Raw genomic sequence first — 18,527 nt, 5'->3', positions numbered from 1 at the left:
AAGTTAGCTGCAACAACATCCATCGTTGCTTAATCGTCTTCCGAGGAACCGCCGATGAACATGCCCGAAACCGCTCATTCCGGCCTGGCCAGCCAGCTCAAGCTGGATGCCCACTGGATGCCCTACACCGCCAATCGCAACTTCCAGCGCGACCCGCGCCTGATCGTGGCGGCCGAAGGCAACTACCTGGTCGATGACAAGGGGCGCAAGATCTTCGATGCCCTGTCGGGCCTTTGGACCTGCGGTGCCGGGCATACCCGCAAAGAGATCACCGAAGCGGTCGCGCGCCAGGTCGGTACCCTGGATTACTCCCCGGCGTTTCAGTTCGGCCACCCGCTGTCGTTCCAGCTGGCCGAGAAGATCGCTGACCTGGTGCCGGGCGACCTGAACCACGTCTTCTATACCAACTCCGGTTCCGAGTGCTGCGATACTGCGTTGAAGATGGTGCGCGCCTACTGGCGCCTGAAGGGCCAGGCCAGCAAGACCAAGATCATCGGTCGTGCCCGGGGTTACCACGGGGTGAACATTGCTGGCACCAGCCTGGGTGGCGTCAACGGCAACCGCAAGATGTTCGGCCAGTTGCTCGATGTCGATCACCTGCCCCACACGGTGTTGCCGGCCAACGCCTTCAGCAAGGGCATGCCGGAGGAGGGTGGCATTGCCCTGGCCGACGAGATGCTCAAGCTGATCGAGCTGCATGATGCGTCCAACATCGCTGCGCTGATCGTCGAGCCACTGGCTGGCTCCGCCGGCGTGCTGCCGCCGCCCAAGGGTTACCTGAAGCGTCTGCGCGAAATCTGCACCCAGCACAACATTTTGCTGATCTTCGACGAAGTGATCACAGGCTTCGGCCGCATGGGCGCCATGACCGGGGCCGAAGCCTTCGGCGTGACCCCGGACCTGATGTGCATCGCCAAGCAAGTGACCAACGGCGCCATCCCCATGGGCGCGGTGATCGCCACTGGCGAGATCTACCAGACCTTCATGAATCAGCCGACCCCCGAGTATGCGGTGGAATTCCCCCACGGCTACACCTATTCGGCGCACCCGGTTGCCTGCGCTGCCGGTATCGCCGCGCTGGACCTGCTGCAGAAGGAAAACCTGGTGCAGTCAGCCGCCGAGCTGGCGCCGCACTTCGAGAAGCTGCTGCATGGCGTCAAGGGCACCAAGAACATCGTCGATATCCGTAACTACGGCCTGGCGGGCGCCATCCAGATCGCCGCGCGCGACGGTGATGCCATTGTCCGCCCGTACGAGGCTGCCATGAAACTGTGGCAAGCCGGCTTCTATGTGCGCTTCGGTGGCGACACTCTGCAGTTCGGGCCGACCTTCAATACTCAGCCGCAAGAGCTGGACCGCCTGTTCGACGCCGTGGGCGAAGCCCTGAACAAGGTCGACTGAATTTTCCGATTTTGACGCCTGGCGCGTGAGCCTCGCGCGCCTGCTTCTACCTTCTTTATAGGGAGTTATGCATGAGCATCGTTCAGCACCTGATTCACGGTGAACTGGTTTCCAAGGGCGAGCGCACCCTTGATGTGTTCAACCCGTCCACCGGCCAGGCGGTACGCAAGGTCGAGCTGGCCAGCCGCGCCACCGTGCAGCAGGCTATCGATTCGGCCAAGGCCGCCTTCCCAGCCTGGCGCAATACCCCACCGGCCAAGCGTGCCCAGGTGATGTTCCGCTTCAAGCAACTGCTTGAGCAGAACGAGGCGAAGATCTCGCAGATGATCGCCGAGGAGCACGGCAAGACCTTGGAAGATGCTGCGGGTGAGCTCAAGCGGGGTATCGAGAACGTCGAGTTCGCCTGCGCGGCCCCCGAGCTGCTCAAGGGTGAGTACAGCCGCAACGTCGGCCCGAACATCGATGCCTGGTCGGACTTTCAGCCGCTGGGCGTAGTGGCCGGCATTACGCCGTTCAACTTCCCGGCCATGGTGCCACTGTGGATGTACCCGCTGGCGATTGCCTGCGGTAACGCTTTCATTCTCAAACCGTCCGAGCGTGACCCAAGCTCGACGCTGTTCATTGCCCAGCTGCTGCTGGAGGCTGGCCTGCCCAAGGGCATCCTCAACGTGGTGCACGGCGACAAGGAAGCGGTGGATGCGTTGATCGAGGCGCCGGAGGTCAAGGCGCTGAGCTTCGTCGGCTCCACCCCGATCGCCGAGTACATCTATGCCGAAGGCACCAAGCGCGGCAAGCGCGTGCAGGCCTTGGGCGGCGCGAAGAACCATGCCGTGCTGATGCCTGACGCCGACCTGGACAACGCGGTCAGCGCATTAATGGGCGCGGCTTATGGTTCGTGCGGCGAGCGCTGCATGGCCATCTCGGTGGCGGTGTGCGTGGGTGATCAGGTGGCCGATGCCCTGATTGCCAAACTGGAACCACAGATCAAGGCGCTGAAGATCGGTGCCGGTACCTCCTGTGGCCTGGACATGGGGCCGCTGGTGACTGCAGCTGCCCGTGACAAGGTATTGGGCTACATCGACGATGGCGTTGCTGCCGGTGCCAGGCTGGTGGTCGATGGCCGTGGGTTGCGTGTGGCGGGTAATGAAGATGGCTACTTCGTGGGCGGCACCTTGTTCGACAAGGTGACCCCAGAGATGCGCATCTATAAAGAAGAGATTTTCGGGCCGGTGCTGTGCGTGGTGCGGGTGAACAGCCTGGAAGCGGCCATGCAACTGATCAACGAGCATGAGTACGGCAACGGTACCTGCATCTTCACCCGTGATGGTGAGGCAGCGCGGTTGTTCTGCGACGAGATCGAGGTGGGTATGGTGGGGGTCAACGTACCGCTGCCGGTGCCGGTGAGCTACCACAGCTTTGGCGGCTGGAAGCGTTCGCTGTTTGGCGACCTGCATGCCTATGGCCCGGATGGGGTGCGCTTCTATACCCGTCGCAAGGCGATTACCCAGCGTTGGCCTCAGCGGGCCAGCCATGAGGCTTCGCAGTTTGCGTTCCCTAGTTTGTAAGGGGATTGCGTGAGAGAGCGGGGAGGCCGGTAGGCCTCCCCGTTTTGGTTTTGGGGTTTGGCTTCTATAGATAGGTACTGGGGCGGGCTGTTCTTTGGCCTTTTCCCCAAATGTTTCAATTATTTGAAATAAAGGGTTGACGGGGTTTCAGATCCCCTTATAATGCGCCCCACTTCCAGCGACAACGGAACGCGAAACTCCTTGAGAATCAACGGGTTAAGCGATTCGAAAGGTTCTGGAGGTGCTACGGTCGAATGATCGGAGCGGTGAAAAAGGTGGTTGACAGCAGGTTGTAACGCTGTATGATTCGCCTCCCGCTACGAGAGATCGCAGCGAGTTAAGCGGTTGAAGCTAAACGAGTTTCTCGGGAAAAACTTCAAAATAAACGCTTGACACGAAATGAGGAAAGCGTAGAATGCGCGCCTCGGTTGAGACGAAAAGCTCTTAACCAAACGCTCTTTAACAAATTGAATCAAGCAATTCGTGTGGGTGCTTGTGAGTACGGTTTGATAGTCGCCAAGATTATCAGCATCACAAGTGGCCATGCGAGAAATCACATAGTCATTTGAGATTGCTGAGCCAAGTTTAGGGTTTCTTAAAAACCCAAGCAGTATTGAACTGAAGAGTTTGATCATGGCTCAGATTGAACGCTGGCGGCAGGCCTAACACATGCAAGTCGAGCGGATGACGGGAGCTTGCTCCTTGATTCAGCGGCGGACGGGTGAGTAATGCCTAGGAATCTGCCTGGTAGTGGGGGACAACGTTTCGAAAGGAACGCTAATACCGCATACGTCCTACGGGAGAAAGCAGGGGACCTTCGGGCCTTGCGCTATCAGATGAGCCTAGGTCGGATTAGCTAGTAGGTGAGGTAATGGCTCACCTAGGCGACGATCCGTAACTGGTCTGAGAGGATGATCAGTCACACTGGAACTGAGACACGGTCCAGACTCCTACGGGAGGCAGCAGTGGGGAATATTGGACAATGGGCGAAAGCCTGATCCAGCCATGCCGCGTGTGTGAAGAAGGTCTTCGGATTGTAAAGCACTTTAAGTTGGGAGGAAGGGCAGTAAGTTAATACCTTGCTGTTTTGACGTTACCGACAGAATAAGCACCGGCTAACTCTGTGCCAGCAGCCGCGGTAATACAGAGGGTGCAAGCGTTAATCGGAATTACTGGGCGTAAAGCGCGCGTAGGTGGTTCGTTAAGTTGGATGTGAAAGCCCCGGGCTCAACCTGGGAACTGCATCCAAAACTGGCGAGCTAGAGTATGGTAGAGGGTGGTGGAATTTCCTGTGTAGCGGTGAAATGCGTAGATATAGGAAGGAACACCAGTGGCGAAGGCGACCACCTGGACTGATACTGACACTGAGGTGCGAAAGCGTGGGGAGCAAACAGGATTAGATACCCTGGTAGTCCACGCCGTAAACGATGTCAACTAGCCGTTGGAATCCTTGAGATTTTAGTGGCGCAGCTAACGCATTAAGTTGACCGCCTGGGGAGTACGGCCGCAAGGTTAAAACTCAAATGAATTGACGGGGGCCCGCACAAGCGGTGGAGCATGTGGTTTAATTCGAAGCAACGCGAAGAACCTTACCAGGCCTTGACATGCAGAGAACTTTCCAGAGATGGATTGGTGCCTTCGGGAACTCTGACACAGGTGCTGCATGGCTGTCGTCAGCTCGTGTCGTGAGATGTTGGGTTAAGTCCCGTAACGAGCGCAACCCTTGTCCTTAGTTACCAGCACGTTATGGTGGGCACTCTAAGGAGACTGCCGGTGACAAACCGGAGGAAGGTGGGGATGACGTCAAGTCATCATGGCCCTTACGGCCTGGGCTACACACGTGCTACAATGGTCGGTACAGAGGGTTGCCAAGCCGCGAGGTGGAGCTAATCTCACAAAACCGATCGTAGTCCGGATCGCAGTCTGCAACTCGACTGCGTGAAGTCGGAATCGCTAGTAATCGCGAATCAGAATGTCGCGGTGAATACGTTCCCGGGCCTTGTACACACCGCCCGTCACACCATGGGAGTGGGTTGCACCAGAAGTAGCTAGTCTAACCTTCGGGAGGACGGTTACCACGGTGTGATTCATGACTGGGGTGAAGTCGTAACAAGGTAGCCGTAGGGGAACCTGCGGCTGGATCACCTCCTTAATCGAAGACATCAGCCTGCTGATGAGCTCCCACACGAATTGCTTGATTCATTGTGTAAAGACGATGCTGTAACGCGACCCTGTTATAGGTCTGTAGCTCAGTTGGTTAGAGCGCACCCCTGATAAGGGTGAGGTCGGCAGTTCAAATCTGCCCAGACCTACCAATTACTTGGTGCGGCCTAGGTTATACGGGGCCATAGCTCAGCTGGGAGAGCGCCTGCCTTGCACGCAGGAGGTCAGCGGTTCGATCCCGCTTGGCTCCACCACTCTTTCAGGTTTCGCAGCACTGTTCAGAACTTAGAAATGAACATTCCGGTGTGAATGTTGATTTCTGGCTTTTGTCAGATCGTTCTTTAAAAATTCGGATATGTGATAGAAATAGACTGATTACCAGTTTCACTGCTGGTGTATCAGGCTAAGGTAAAATTTGTGAGTTCTGCTCGAAAGAGCAACGTACGAATTTTCGGCGAATGTCGTCTTCACAGTATAACCAGATTGCTTGGGGTTATATGGTCAAGTGAAGAAGCGCATACGGTGGATGCCTTGGCAGTCAGAGGCGATGAAAGACGTGGTAGCCTGCGATAAGCTTTGGGGAGTCGGCAAACAGACTGTGATCCAGAGATCTCTGAATGGGGGAACCCACTCAGCATAAGCTGAGTATCTTGTACTGAATACATAGGTGCAAGAGGCGAACCAGGGGAACTGAAACATCTAAGTACCCTGAGGAAAAGAAATCAACCGAGATTCCCTTAGTAGTGGCGAGCGAACGGGGACCAGCCCTTAAGCTGGTTTGAGATTAGTGGAACGCTCTGGAAAGTGCGGCCATAGTGGGTGATAGCCCCGTACACGAAAATCTCTTGCCAGTGAAATCGAGTAGGACGGAGCACGAGAAACTTTGTCTGAACATGGGGGGACCATCCTCCAAGGCTAAATACTACTGACTGACCGATAGTGAACCAGTACCGTGAGGGAAAGGCGAAAAGAACCCCGGAGAGGGGAGTGAAATAGAACCTGAAACCGTATGCGTACAAGCAGTGGGAGCCTACTTTGTTAGGTGACTGCGTACCTTTTGTATAATGGGTCAGCGACTTATATTCAGTGGCGAGCTTAACCGAATAGGGGAGGCGTAGCGAAAGCGAGTCTTAATAGGGCGCTTTAGTCGCTGGGTATAGACCCGAAACCGGGCGATCTATCCATGGGCAGGTTGAAGGTTAGGTAACACTGACTGGAGGACCGAACCGACTACCGTTGAAAAGTTAGCGGATGACCTGTGGATCGGAGTGAAAGGCTAATCAAGCTCGGAGATAGCTGGTTCTCCTCGAAAGCTATTTAGGTAGCGCCTCATGTATCACTGTAGGGGGTAGAGCACTGTTTCGGCTAGGGGGTCATCCCGACTTACCAAACCGATGCAAACTCCGAATACCTACAAGTGCCGAGCATGGGAGACACACGGCGGGTGCTAACGTCCGTCGTGAAAAGGGAAACAACCCAGACCGTCAGCTAAGGTCCCAAAGTCATGGTTAAGTGGGAAACGATGTGGGAAGGCTTAGACAGCTAGGAGGTTGGCTTAGAAGCAGCCACCCTTTAAAGAAAGCGTAATAGCTCACTAGTCGAGTCGGCCTGCGCGGAAGATGTAACGGGGCTCAAACCATGCACCGAAGCTACGGGTATCACCTTTGGTGATGCGGTAGAGGAGCGTTCTGTAAGCCTGTGAAGGTGAGTTGAGAAGCTTGCTGGAGGTATCAGAAGTGCGAATGCTGACATGAGTAACGACAATGCGAGTGAAAAACTCGCACGCCGAAAGACCAAGGTTTCCTGCGCAACGTTAATCGACGCAGGGTTAGTCGGTCCCTAAGGCGAGGCTGAAAAGCGTAGTCGATGGAAAACAGGTTAATATTCCTGTACTTCCAGTTATTGCGATGGAGGGACGGAGAAGGCTAGGCCAGCTTGGCGTTGGTTGTCCAAGTTTAAGGTGGTAGGCTGAAATCTTAGGCAAATCCGGGATTTCAAGGCCGAGAGCTGATGACGAGTGCTCATTAGAGCGCGAAGTGGTTGATGCCATGCTTCCAAGAAAAGCTCCTAAGCTTCAGATAACTGGGAACCGTACCCCAAACCGACACAGGTGGTTAGGTAGAGAATACCAAGGCGCTTGAGAGAACTCGGGTGAAGGAACTAGGCAAAATGGCACCGTAACTTCGGGAGAAGGTGCGCCGGCGAGGGTGAAGGACTTGCTCCGTAAGCCCATGCCGGTCGAAGATACCAGGCCGCTGCGACTGTTTATTAAAAACACAGCACTCTGCAAACACGAAAGTGGACGTATAGGGTGTGACGCCTGCCCGGTGCCGGAAGGTTAATTGATGGGGTTAGCGCAAGCGAAGCTCTTGATCGAAGCCCCGGTAAACGGCGGCCGTAACTATAACGGTCCTAAGGTAGCGAAATTCCTTGTCGGGTAAGTTCCGACCTGCACGAATGGCGTAACGATGGCGGCGCTGTCTCCACCCGAGACTCAGTGAAATTGAAATCGCTGTGAAGATGCAGTGTATCCGCGGCTAGACGGAAAGACCCCGTGAACCTTTACTATAGCTTTGCACTGGACTTTGAGCTTGCTTGTGTAGGATAGGTGGGAGGCTTTGAAGTGGGGACGCCAGTTCTCATGGAGCCATCCTTGAAATACCACCCTGGCAACCTTGAGGTTCTAACTCAGGTCCGTTATCCGGATCGAGGACAGTGTATGGTGGGTAGTTTGACTGGGGCGGTCTCCTCCCAAAGAGTAACGGAGGAGTACGAAGGTGCGCTCAGACCGGTCGGAAATCGGTCGTAGAGTATAAAGGCAAAAGCGCGCTTGACTGCGAGACACACACGTCGAGCAGGTACGAAAGTAGGTCTTAGTGATCCGGTGGTTCTGTATGGAAGGGCCATCGCTCAACGGATAAAAGGTACTCCGGGGATAACAGGCTGATACCGCCCAAGAGTTCATATCGACGGCGGTGTTTGGCACCTCGATGTCGGCTCATCACATCCTGGGGCTGAAGCCGGTCCCAAGGGTATGGCTGTTCGCCATTTAAAGTGGTACGCGAGCTGGGTTTAGAACGTCGTGAGACAGTTCGGTCCCTATCTGCCGTGGACGTTTGAGATTTGAGAGGGGCTGCTCCTAGTACGAGAGGACCGGAGTGGACGAACCTCTGGTGTTCCGGTTGTCACGCCAGTGGCATTGCCGGGTAGCTATGTTCGGAAGAGATAACCGCTGAAAGCATCTAAGCGGGAAACTTGCCTCAAGATGAGATCTCACTGGGATCTTGAATCCCCTAAAGGGCCGTCGAAGACTACGACGTTGATAGGTTGGGTGTGTAAGCGCTGTGAGGCGTTGAGCTAACCAATACTAATTGCCCGTGAGGCTTGACCATATAACACCCAAGCAATTTGTGCGTAAGCCGAATTGTGGTGGTGAAGACGAAAGACCCGAAGATTCGTAGCATCACAAATATCGCATATCCGAATTCGCTAGGCTGTTCATCTGAACGGACTGGCTACCGAATTTCTTGACGACCATAGAGCATTGGAACCACCTGATCCCATCCCGAACTCAGCAGTGAAACGATGCATCGCCGATGGTAGTGTGGGGTTTCCCCATGTGAGAGTAGGTCATCGTCAAGATTCATTTCGCAAAACCCCTATCTGCGCATGCAGGTAGGGGTTTTGTCTTTGGGCGCTGGAAAAGCCAGAGCCTTGTGTGGGAGCGGGCTTGCCCCGCGATGCGGCCCGCCCAGGCAACGCACATACCTGGCAGGCCCCCATCGCCGGCAAGCCGGCTCCTACAGGCCCCGCAACGCCCGTGGTATGGTTCCCCCCAGCATAAGCCCCCGTCCCAAAGAGCACTCAATGGCCATAACGACCTCTCTGCACCCAGGTTTCATGATCGTCCAGGGCAACCGCCTGGATGAGCTGCGCAATCTGGTGGTGAGCGTCATGCGCCGTTACCCGCTGGCCCCGTTGGAAAACGAAATCGCCCTGGTGCAAAGCAACGGCATTGCCCAGTGGCTGAAGTTGGCCCTAGCCGAAGACCCGCAGGACGACGACCAAGGCGGCTGTGGTATCGCCGCCGCCATCGATGTGCAATTGCCCGGCAGTTTCATGTGGCAGCTGTATCGCCAGGTATTGGGCCGCGACGAGATCCCGCAAGTGTCACTGCTGGACAAGGCCCCCTTGACCTGGCGCCTGATGCGGCTGCTCCCCCAGGTCATCGAGCGTCCGCACTTCGAACCCCTGCGCCGCTTCCTCACCGACGACAGCGACCTGCGCAAGCGCTACCAGCTGTCCGAGCGTCTGGCCGACCTGTTCGACCAATACCAGGTGTACCGCGCCGACTGGCTCAAGGACTGGGCCAGCGGCAACCACGTGCTCAACACCGCACGCGGCGAGCGCAAGCCCCTGGCTGCCGGCAACCGCTGGCAGGCCGAGCTGTGGCGCATCCTGCTTGAAGATGTAGGCGAAGCCGGCATGGCCCAGAGCCGTGCCGGCGTGCACCAGCGCTTCATCGAGCACATCAACGCCCTGGAAGAAGCCCCCAACGGCCTGCCCGCCCGCCTGATCGTGTTCGGTATCTCCTCGCTACCCGCCCAGGTGCTCGAGGCCCTGGCGGGCCTCGCCAGGTTCAGCCAGGTACTGTTGTGTGTGCACAACCCCTGCCGCCACCACTGGGGCGACATCGTTGCCGACAAGGACCTGCTGCGCCACCAGTACAAGCGCCAGCAGCGCAAGCAAGGCATGCCGCTGCAGCTGGACGACGAGTCGCTGCACCAGCACGCCCACCCGCTGCTCGCCGCCTGGGGCAAGCAAGGCCGCGACTACATCAATCTGCTCGACAGCTACGACGACCCCGGCAGCTATCAGGGGGTATTCAGCGACGGCCGCATCGACCTGTTCAGCGACGCCGACCCCAAGACCCTGCTCAACCAGCTACAGGACGACATTCTCGAACTGCGCCCGCTGGCCGAAACCCGTGGGCAGTGGCCCGCGGTCGACCCCGCCAAGGACCGCTCGATGCGCTTCCATGTAGCGCACAGCCCGCAGCGTGAAGTGGAGATCCTCCACGACCAGCTGCTCGCCCGCTTCGGTGCCGACCCCACGCTGCGCCCACGGGACATCATCGTCATGCTCCCGGCCATCGACGCCTATGCCCCGCACATCCGCGCGGTATTCGGCCAGCTGGAGCGCAGCGACCCGCGCTACATCCCGTTCACCCTCACCGACCAGGGCCAGCGCGGCCGCGACCCGCTGCTGATCGCCCTCGAACACCTGCTCAAATTGCCCGACAGCCGCTTCGCCGTCAGCGAAGTGCTCGACCTGCTCGACGTACCCGCCGTGCGCGCCCGCTTCGCCATCCAGGAAAGCGACCTGCCCACCCTGCATCGCTGGATCGAGGGCGCCGGCATTCGCTGGGGCCTCAGCGCCGAGCAGCGCGCGACCCTCGGCCTGCCTGAAGGCCTTGAGCAGAACAGCTGGCGTTTCGGCCTGCGGCGCATGCTGCTGGGTTATGCCGTGGGTGTGGGCGAAGGTTGCGACGGTATTGAACCCTATGACGAGATCGGCGGCCTCGACGCCGCCCTGATCGGCCCGCTGGTGGCCCTGCTCGACGCCCTTGAAGTCGCCTGCCAGGCCCTCACCCAGCCAGCCACCGCAACCGAGTGGGGCGAGCGCCTGCACGCCCTGTTGCAGGTGTTCTTCCTCGCCGAACACGAGCACGACGAACTGCTGCTGGCCCAGCTCCAGGATTTGCGCGACACCTGGCTCGAGACCTGCGACTCGGTCGCCCTGCAAGACCCGCTGCCGCTCACCGTGGTGCGCGAAGCCTGGCTGTCGGGCCTTGACCAAGGCAAGTTGTCCCAGCGCTTTCTTGCCGGCTCCGTGAACTTCTGCACCCTGATGCCCATGCGCGCCATCCCGTTCCGCGTGGTCTGCCTGCTGGGCATGAACGACGGCGACTACCCGCGCGCCCAGCAACCACTGGACTTCGACCTGATGGCCAGCGACTACCGCCCCGGCGACCGCTCGCGCCGCGAGGACGACCGCTACCTGCTGCTCGAAGCCCTGCTGTCCGCCCGCGACCAGCTTTACGTCAGCTGGGTGGGCCGCAGCATCCGCGACAACAGCGAGCGCCCGTCCTCGGTACTGATCGGCCAGTTGCGCGACCACCTCGCCGCCGGTTGGCAACTGGCCGGCGCCAAGCCCGGGCAGAAGGACGACCCCGGCCAGCAACTGCTGCACGCCCTGACCCAGGAGCACCCGCTGCAACCCTTCAGCCAGCGCTACTTCCAGAAGGGCAGTGCGCTGTTCAGCTTCGCCCACGAGTGGCTGGCCCTGCACCAGGCCGGTGAAGGCGAGCAGGTCGATCCCCAAGCCCTGCCACCGTTCAGCAGCGATGAGCCACTGACCCTGGTGCAGCTGCAGGATTTCCTGCGTCACCCGGTTCGGCATTTCTTCAGCCAGCGCCTGAAAGTATTCTTCGAAGCCCTGGAAGCACCCACCCCCGATGAAGAACCCTTCGTGCTTGACGCGCTGCAACGCTATGGCCTGAGCGAAAGCCTGCTCGGCGCCGCGCTGGCCGAGCCCGACAACGCCGAACAAGCCCTGCAGCGCCAGGCCCGGCGCCTGCAAGCCTGCGGCCTGCTACCCCTGGCCGGTTTTGGCGAAGCCCTGCAGGCCGAACTGATCCAGCCACTGCCCGACCTGCTGCAACGCCACCGCCAGTTGCTGCAACGTTGGCCGAGCGTGGTCGAAGGCGCCTTGCCGATCCACTTCGAGCACGGCCCACACGCGCTGGAAGGCTGGCTCGGCCGCGTCTACCAGGCAGCAGACCAAAGCCTGCTGAGCATCAACACCGTACCCAACACCCTCAGCGCCGGGCGCAATGCCCTCAAGTGGCAACGCCTGATCCCGGCCTGGGTGATGCACCTGGCCGCCTGTGCCAGCGGCTACCCGCTGCACACCGCCCTGGTGGCCAGCGACCTCACCCTGTTGCTGGCCCCCTTGGCCAGGGAAGAGGCCACCGAGCGCCTCGCCGACCTGCTGGTCGCCCGCCAGGCTGCGATGAACGCGCCGCTGCCGGTGGCCGCCAAGACCGCCTTCGCCTGGCTGGCCCAGAGCGACCCGGACAAGGCCCTGGCAGCAGCAACCCGTGCCTACGAAGGCGACGGCCAGAACAGTTTCGGCGAGCGCAGCGAAAGCCTGGCCCTGGCCCGCCAGTACCGCGACTTCGCCGCCCTGGCCCAGGACGAAACCTTCGAAGGCTGGTGCGAAACCCTGTACCGCCCCTTGTTCGCTGCCCCCTGGCAGACCCTCGGCAACCCGGAGAGCGCCCAATGAGCCAGGCCCGCCCATTGGCCCTGAGTTTCCCCCTGCACGGCAGCCAGCTGATCGAGGCCAGTGCCGGCACCGGCAAGACCTTCACCATCTCGGCGCTGTACCTGCGGCTGATCCTGGGGCACGGTGGCGAGCAGGCCTTCGAGCGTGAACTGCTGCCGCCGCAGATTCTCGTGGTGACCTTCACCGACGCCGCCACCAAAGAGCTGCGCGAGCGTATCCGCGCCCGCCTGGCCGAAGCCGCGCGGTTTTTCCGCGGCGAGCTCGAAGGTGCCGACCCGCTGTTGCACCTGCTGCGCGCCGACTACCCCGAGGAGCACTGGCCACGCTGCGCCAATCGCCTGGAAATCGCCGTACAGTGGATGGACGAGGCCGCCGTCTCGACTATCCACGGCTGGTGCCAGCGCATGCTGCGCGAGCACGCCTTCGACAGCGGCAGCCTGTTCACCCAAAGCCTGGAAACCGACCACAGCGAGCTGCTCGGCCAAGTGGTGCGTGACTACTGGCGGCGCTTTTGCTACGGCATGCGCGGTGAGTCGCTGGCCTGGGTGCGCGGCAACTGGGGCAGCCCCGATGCGCTGCTGCCGCGCATCCGCCCGTTGTTCGGGCGGGTGCGCGACAGCGTGCAGGCCGAGGAGCCGCAGGCGCTGATCGAGGCCACCCTGCGCCAGCGCACCGAACAACTGAACCAGCTCAAGGCCCCCTGGGCCGCCTGGGCCGATGAGCTGCAGCAAATCTGCCGCGACGCCGTGGCCGCCAAGCAGGCCGACGGCCGCAAGTTGCAAGCGCGCTTTTTCGAGCCCTGGTTCGACAAGTTGCGCACCTGGGCCGCCGACGAGCAGGCCATGGAGCTCGACCTAGGCACCGGCTTCACCCGCCTGACCCCCGCCGGCATGGCCGAGGCGTGGAAGGCTGGCGAGCCCCCTGAGCACCCGGCGTTGCATGCCATGGAAGGGCTGCGCGATGAGCTGCAAGGCCTCGCCAGCCCCGACGTGCAACTGCTGGAGCATGCCGCCGGCTGGGTTTCAGCGCGGTTCGAAACAGAAAAGCGCCGCCGCGCCGAAATGGGCTTCGACGACATGCTCCTGCGCCTGCAGCACGCCCTGGCCAGTGAGGCCGGCGAGCGCCTGGCCGGGTTGATTCGCGAGCAGTTCCCGGTGGCGCTGATCGACGAATTCCAGGACACCGACCCGGTGCAGTACGGCATCTTCGAGCGCATCTACCGCATCGGCGAAAACAACCCGCACACCGGCCTGTTCATGATCGGCGACCCCAAGCAGGCGATCTACGCCTTCCGTGGCGCCGACATCTTCACCTACCTGGGCGCCCGCCGCGCAACCCTCGGCCGCCTGCACAGCCTGGACACCAACTACCGCTCAAGCCAGGCCATGGTTGCGGCGGTCAACCGCGTATTCCTGCTGGCCGAAGGGCGTGGCCAGGGCCGTGGCGCCTTCCTGTTCCGCACCTCGCTCGACAACCCGCTGCCCTTCGTCGAGGTAAAGGCCAAGGGCCGCAGCGAGCAGTTGCTGATCGACGGCCAACCCGCCACCGCCTTGCAATGCTGGCAGCTGCAAAGCGACGAGCCGGTGTCCAACACCCTCTACCGCCAGCGCCTGGCCGCCAGTTGCGCCAGCCACATCGTCGCGCTGCTCAATGGCGGCCAGCAGGGCGTCACCGGCTTTGCCGACGGCGACGGCAAGCTGCGCCCCTGCCTGCCCTCGGACATCGCCATCCTGGTGCGTGATGGCCGCGAGGCCCAGCTGGTGCGCGCCGAGCTTGCCGCCCGCGATGTGCGCAGCGTGTACCTGTCCGACAAGGACTCGGTGTTCGCCGCGCAAGAAGCCCACGACCTGCTGGCCTGGCTCAAGGCCTGCGCCGAGCCCGATTCCGAGCGCCTGCTCAAGGCCGCCCTGGCCAGCCTCACCCTCGACCTGCCGCTGCTGGAGCTGGAGCGCCTGAACCAGGACGAGCGGGTGTGGGAAGACTGGGTCATGGATTTTCGCCGCTACCGCGACACCTGGCAGCGCCAGGGCGTGCTGCCGATGCTGCGCCGTCTGCTGCACGACTTCCAGCTGCCGCGCAGCCTGATGGGGCGCAGCGACGGCGAACGGGTGCTGACCAACCTGCTGCACCTGGCCGAGCTGTTGCAGCAGGCCGCCGGTGAGCTGGACGGCGAGCAGGCGTTGATCCGCCACCTGGCCGAGCATCTGGCCAACGCTGCGCAGGCCGGTGAAGAACAGATCCTGCGCCTGGAAAGCGACGAGCAACTGGTCAAGGTGGTGACCATCCACAAGTCCAAGGGCCTGGAGTATCCGCTGGTGTACCTGCCGTTCATCTGCACCGGCAAACCGGTGGATGGCTCGCGCCTGCCGCTGTCCTGGCACGATGAAGACGGCGCCGCCCACCTTACCCTCACCCCCAACGCCGAGCAGGTCGAGCGCGCCGACGACGAGCGCCTGGCCGAAGACTTGCGCCTGCTCTACGTAGCCCTGACCCGCGCCCAGCACGCCTGCTGGCTGGGCGTCGCCGACCTCAAGCGCGGCACCCAGCGCAGCTCGCAGCTGCACCGCTCGGCCCTCGGCTACCTGCTCGGCGGCGGCTTGCCGCTGGCCGCCTCGAGCCAGCTGGGCGAGTGGCTGGACGCGCTGCAGGCGGCAAACCCCGCCATCGCCCGCCTGCCGCTGCCAGAGGCCGACGAGCAACGCTACCGTTCCCCGGCCAGCACGCTTGAGCTGCTGCCCCCGCGTAAACCCCGCCGCGCCGCCGCCGAGCACTGGTGGATCGCCTCCTACAGCGCCCTGCGCGTGGGCGACCAGACGCTGATCGCCGACAGCTCCCAGGCCCAGCAGCTGCTGGACGACGAGGTGCTGGACAGCCAACTGCTGCGCGAAGTACCGGCCGAGGCAGGCGACATCCACCGCTTCCCCCGTGGCCCGGCGCCCGGCACCTTCCTCCACGGCCTGCTGGAATGGGCCGGCCGCGAAGGCTTCGCCGAAGTCAGCGCCCAGCCCGAGCAGATCGAGCACACCGTTGGCCGGCGTTGCAACCGCCGTGACTGGGCCGGCTGGATCCCCACCCTGACCCAGTGGTTGCAAGCCATGCTGGTTCAGCCCATGCCGCTGCAGGATGCCAGCCTGACCCTGGCAGGCCTGAGCCAGTACCAGATCGAGATGGAGTTCTGGTTCGCCAGCCACAAGGTCGATGCCGCGCAGCTCGACCAACTGGTAGCCCGCCACACCCATGCCGGCGCCGCCCGCCCGGCGGCCCAGCCGACCCAGCTCAACGGCATGTTCAAGGGCTTCATCGACCTTGCCTTCGAGCTGGACGGGCGCTACTACGTGGCCGACTACAAGTCCAACTGGCTTGGCCCCGACGCCCAGGCCTACAACGCCCTGGCCATGGAGCAGTCGATCCTCGACCACCGCTACGACCTGCAGTACGTGCTGTACCTGCTGGCCCTGCATCGCCAGCTGCGCGCGCGCCTGCCCGACTACGACTACGACCGCCATGTCGGCGGTGCCCTGTTCATCTTCCTGCGCGGCGTCACCGCCGCAGGCCACGGGTTGTATCACGCCCGCCCGCCACGGGCGCTGATCGAAGCGCTCGATGCACTGTTTCGCGGCGAAAGCGCCCCGGCGCAGCAGGACCTGTTTGCCGGAGCCACGCCATGAGTCGAAGCCTCGACGACCTGCTGCCCACCGCCCTGCAAGCCGAGCACCTCAGTGCCCTGGCACCGCTGCACAGCAGCCTCGACCTGCTGGCCCTGCTCGACCGCTGGGTGGAGCGCGGCTGGCTGCGCGCCCTCGACCGGGCGTTCGTCAGCTTCCTCGAAGAACGCGCCCCCGGCAGCGACCCGCTGGTACTGCTGGCCGCCGCCCTGGCCAGCCACCAACTGGGCCACGGTCACGTGTGCCTGGACCTGTCGCAGACCCTCGCCGAGCCAGACTTCGCCTTGTCGCTGCCGCCGGAGGGCGATGCCCTGGCCGGCCCGCTGCTGCTGCCTTCGCAGCTGCTGGCCAGCCTCGACCTGCCGACCTGGCTGCAACGCATCAGCGAAAGCCCGCTGGTGGCCGACGCCGATGCCCCCGGGCAATCGCCCCGGCCCCTGGTACGCAGCGGCGAGCGCCTGTACCTGCGCCGCTACTGGTCCTATGAGCGGCGCATCGACTCGGCGCTGCACCAGCGCCTGGCGCGCCAGCAAGCGCAGCAGCCCGACCTGGCCGAGCGCCTCGGGCAGCTGTTCGCCGGCGGCGCACCGGCAGGCGAGGTGGACTGGCAGAAGCTCGCCTGTGCCCTGGCCACCCGTGCCGGTTTCAGCGTTATTACCGGCGGCCCCGGCACCGGCAAGACCACCACCGTGGTGCGCTTGTTGGCCCTGCTGCAGGCGCCGGCGGTGGAGCAGGGCAGGCCGCTGCGCATCCGCCTGGCCGCGCCCACCGGCAAGGCCGCCGCGCGTCTTACCGAGTCCATCGGCCAGCAGGTCGAGCGCTTGCAGGTGGACGGCGCCGTACGCGCGCAGATCCCCACCGAGGTCAGCACCGTGCACCGCCTGCTCGGCAGCCGCCCAGGCTCGCGGCACTTTCGCCACAACGCCGGCAACCCGCTGCCGCTGGATGTGCTGGTGGTCGATGAAGCCTCGATGATCGACCTGGAGATGATGGCCAACCTGCTCGACGCCCTGCCGCCGGCTGCGCGCCTGGTACTGCTTGGCGACAAGGACCAGTTGGCCTCGGTGGAAGCCGGTGCGGTGCTGGGCGATTTGTGCCGCGACGCCGAAACCGGCTGTTACTGGCCGCAGACCGTCAGCTGGCTGGAACAGGTGGGCGGCCAGTCGCTGGCCGCCAGCGGCCTGCTGCCCGGCATCGCCGAGCGCAACCCGCTGGCCCAGCAGATCGTCATGCTGCGCCATTCGCGGCGCTTTGGCGAAGGCAGCGGCATTGGCCAGTTGGCCCGGCTGGTCAACCGCCAGCAGGCAGACCAGGCCCGCGAGCTATTGAACAGCAAGCCGCAGGACGTGTTTTGCCTGACCCTGGGCGGCGAGCACGACAAGCGCTTCGACCGCCTGCTGCTCGATGGCCTGGACCGCGGCCCCGAAGGCCCGCAAGGCTACCGCGGCTACCTGCGTACCATCGGCCGCCTGCGCCCGCCGCCCGGCACCCCTGGTGACGATGCGCGCTGGGAGCAGTGGGCGGCGCAAGTGCTGCGCAGCTTCGAGGACTTCCAGCTGCTGTGCGCCGTGCGCAAAGGGGCGTGGGGCGTCGAGGGCCTGAACGAGCGCGTGGCCCGGGTGCTGCACAACGCCGGCCTCATCGACAGCCAGCAAGCCTGGTACGAAGGCCGCCCGGTGCTGGTGACCCGCAACGACTACGGCCTGGGCCTGATGAACGGTGACATCGGCATCGCCCTGCGCCTGCCTGACGATCAGGGCCAGGCGCTGCTGCGTGTGGCCTTCCCGCGTAACGACGGCAGTGGCGGGGTGCGCTTCGTGCTGCCCAGCCGCCTGAGCGAAGTAGAGACGGTGTTCGCCATGACCGTGCACAAGTCCCAGGGCTCGGAGTTCGCCCACACCGCCTTGGTGCTGCCTGACGCGCTGAACCCGGTGCTGACCAAGGAGCTGGTGTACACAGGCATCACCCGCGCCAAGCATTGCTTCAGCCTGGTCGAGCCGCGCCAGGGCGTGTTCGAGGAGGCGGTCCTGCGCAAGGTCCGGCGCATCTCCGGCCTGATGCTCGAGCAGCTCTGACGCCAACCGCCCATTTTGGGATTCAACTCTCTTAGGGGGCATTGCGCTTTGGGGCGTTGCACAGCGCATGATTCAGGCCGTGCGAGCCGGCTTGCCGGCGATCACCGGCAGAGCCGGTGCCAGCTTTCGCCTGGGCCGGCCCTATCGCCGGCAAGCCGGCTCCTACAGGCGCAGCGCTGGCCTGAGACTAATGCAATCCCTGTGGGAGCGGCTTTAGCCGCGAACACCGGCGCAGCCGGTGCCATCCACTGCGCCACCTGCTGCTCCATGCCATCCCTGTGCTATCGTTGCGCCGAGTTAAGACGCGA

General features: G+C 62.3%; 5 protein-coding genes, 2 tRNA genes and 3 rRNA genes. All 10 read left to right on the top strand.

The genetic code is table 11. The annotated features are described in order from the left end of the window. Window positions 1-54 precede the first annotated feature (54 nt). Window positions 55-1,401 (top strand): omega-aminotransferase AptA, encoded by a 1,347-nt coding sequence (gene aptA, locus KSS94_RS23640; protein ID WP_217840451.1) that lies wholly within the window; start codon window positions 55-57, stop codon window positions 1,399-1,401. A 71-nt stretch (window positions 1,402-1,472) separates the two neighbouring features. Continuing rightward, window positions 1,473-2,966, top strand: a complete 1,494-nt coding sequence (locus tag KSS94_RS23635) for a CoA-acylating methylmalonate-semialdehyde dehydrogenase (RefSeq protein ID WP_217840450.1) — start codon at window positions 1,473-1,475, stop codon at window positions 2,964-2,966. A gap of 615 nt (window positions 2,967-3,581) precedes the next feature. Continuing rightward, window positions 3,582-5,118 (top strand): 16S ribosomal RNA (locus tag KSS94_RS23630). An 86-nt stretch (window positions 5,119-5,204) separates the two neighbouring features. Beyond that, window positions 5,205-5,281 (top strand) — tRNA-Ile (locus tag KSS94_RS23625). 26 nt (window positions 5,282-5,307) lie between these two features. Next, a tRNA-Ala gene (locus KSS94_RS23620) sits at window positions 5,308-5,383 on the top strand. A gap of 245 nt (window positions 5,384-5,628) precedes the next feature. Beyond that, a 23S ribosomal RNA gene (locus KSS94_RS23615) occupies window positions 5,629-8,521 on the top strand. Window positions 8,522-8,655: 134 nt separating this feature from the next. Continuing rightward, a 5S ribosomal RNA gene (rrf, locus tag KSS94_RS23610) occupies window positions 8,656-8,771 on the top strand. The 16S, 23S and 5S rRNA genes sit together here with 2 tRNA genes alongside, the layout of an rRNA operon. Before the next feature lie 225 nt (window positions 8,772-8,996). Then, window positions 8,997-12,479, top strand: coding sequence for an exodeoxyribonuclease V subunit gamma (gene recC, locus KSS94_RS23605; RefSeq protein WP_217840449.1), 3,483 nt, complete (start codon window positions 8,997-8,999; stop codon window positions 12,477-12,479). Further along, complete coding sequence (gene recB, locus KSS94_RS23600; RefSeq protein ID WP_217840448.1) at window positions 12,476-16,147, top strand: exodeoxyribonuclease V subunit beta; 3,672 nt, start codon at window positions 12,476-12,478, stop codon at window positions 16,145-16,147. Before recC ends, recB begins: the two co-directional genes overlap by 4 nt. Next, the gene (recD, locus tag KSS94_RS23595) at window positions 16,144-18,219 is read left to right on the top strand and encodes an exodeoxyribonuclease V subunit alpha (protein ID WP_217840447.1); all 2,076 of its coding nucleotides are present in this window, start codon (window positions 16,144-16,146) and stop codon (window positions 18,217-18,219) included. Before recB ends, recD begins: the two co-directional genes overlap by 4 nt. Window positions 18,220-18,527 lie beyond the last annotated feature (308 nt).

Origin of the sequence: Pseudomonas fakonensis (assembly GCF_019139895.1) — a bacterium.
In the GTDB taxonomy this organism is placed as follows: Bacteria; Pseudomonadota; Gammaproteobacteria; order Pseudomonadales; family Pseudomonadaceae; genus Aquipseudomonas; species Aquipseudomonas fakonensis.
This window is presented reverse-complemented; position numbering and strand designations above follow the sequence as displayed.

Excerpts from the sequence above, each read along its gene's own strand:
- aptA (WP_217840451.1), top strand. The coding sequence starts at position 55 with ATGAACATGCCCGAAACCGCTCATTCCGGCCTGGCCAGCCAGCTCAAG.
- KSS94_RS23635 (WP_217840450.1), top strand. The coding sequence starts at position 1,473 with ATGAGCATCGTTCAGCACCTGATTCACGGTGAACTGGTTTCCAAGGGC.
- recC (WP_217840449.1), top strand. The coding sequence starts at position 8,997 with ATGGCCATAACGACCTCTCTGCACCCAGGTTTCATGATCGTCCAGGGC.
- recB (WP_217840448.1), top strand. The coding sequence starts at position 12,476 with ATGAGCCAGGCCCGCCCATTGGCCCTGAGTTTCCCCCTGCACGGCAGC.
- recD (WP_217840447.1), top strand. The coding sequence starts at position 16,144 with ATGAGTCGAAGCCTCGACGACCTGCTGCCCACCGCCCTGCAAGCCGAG.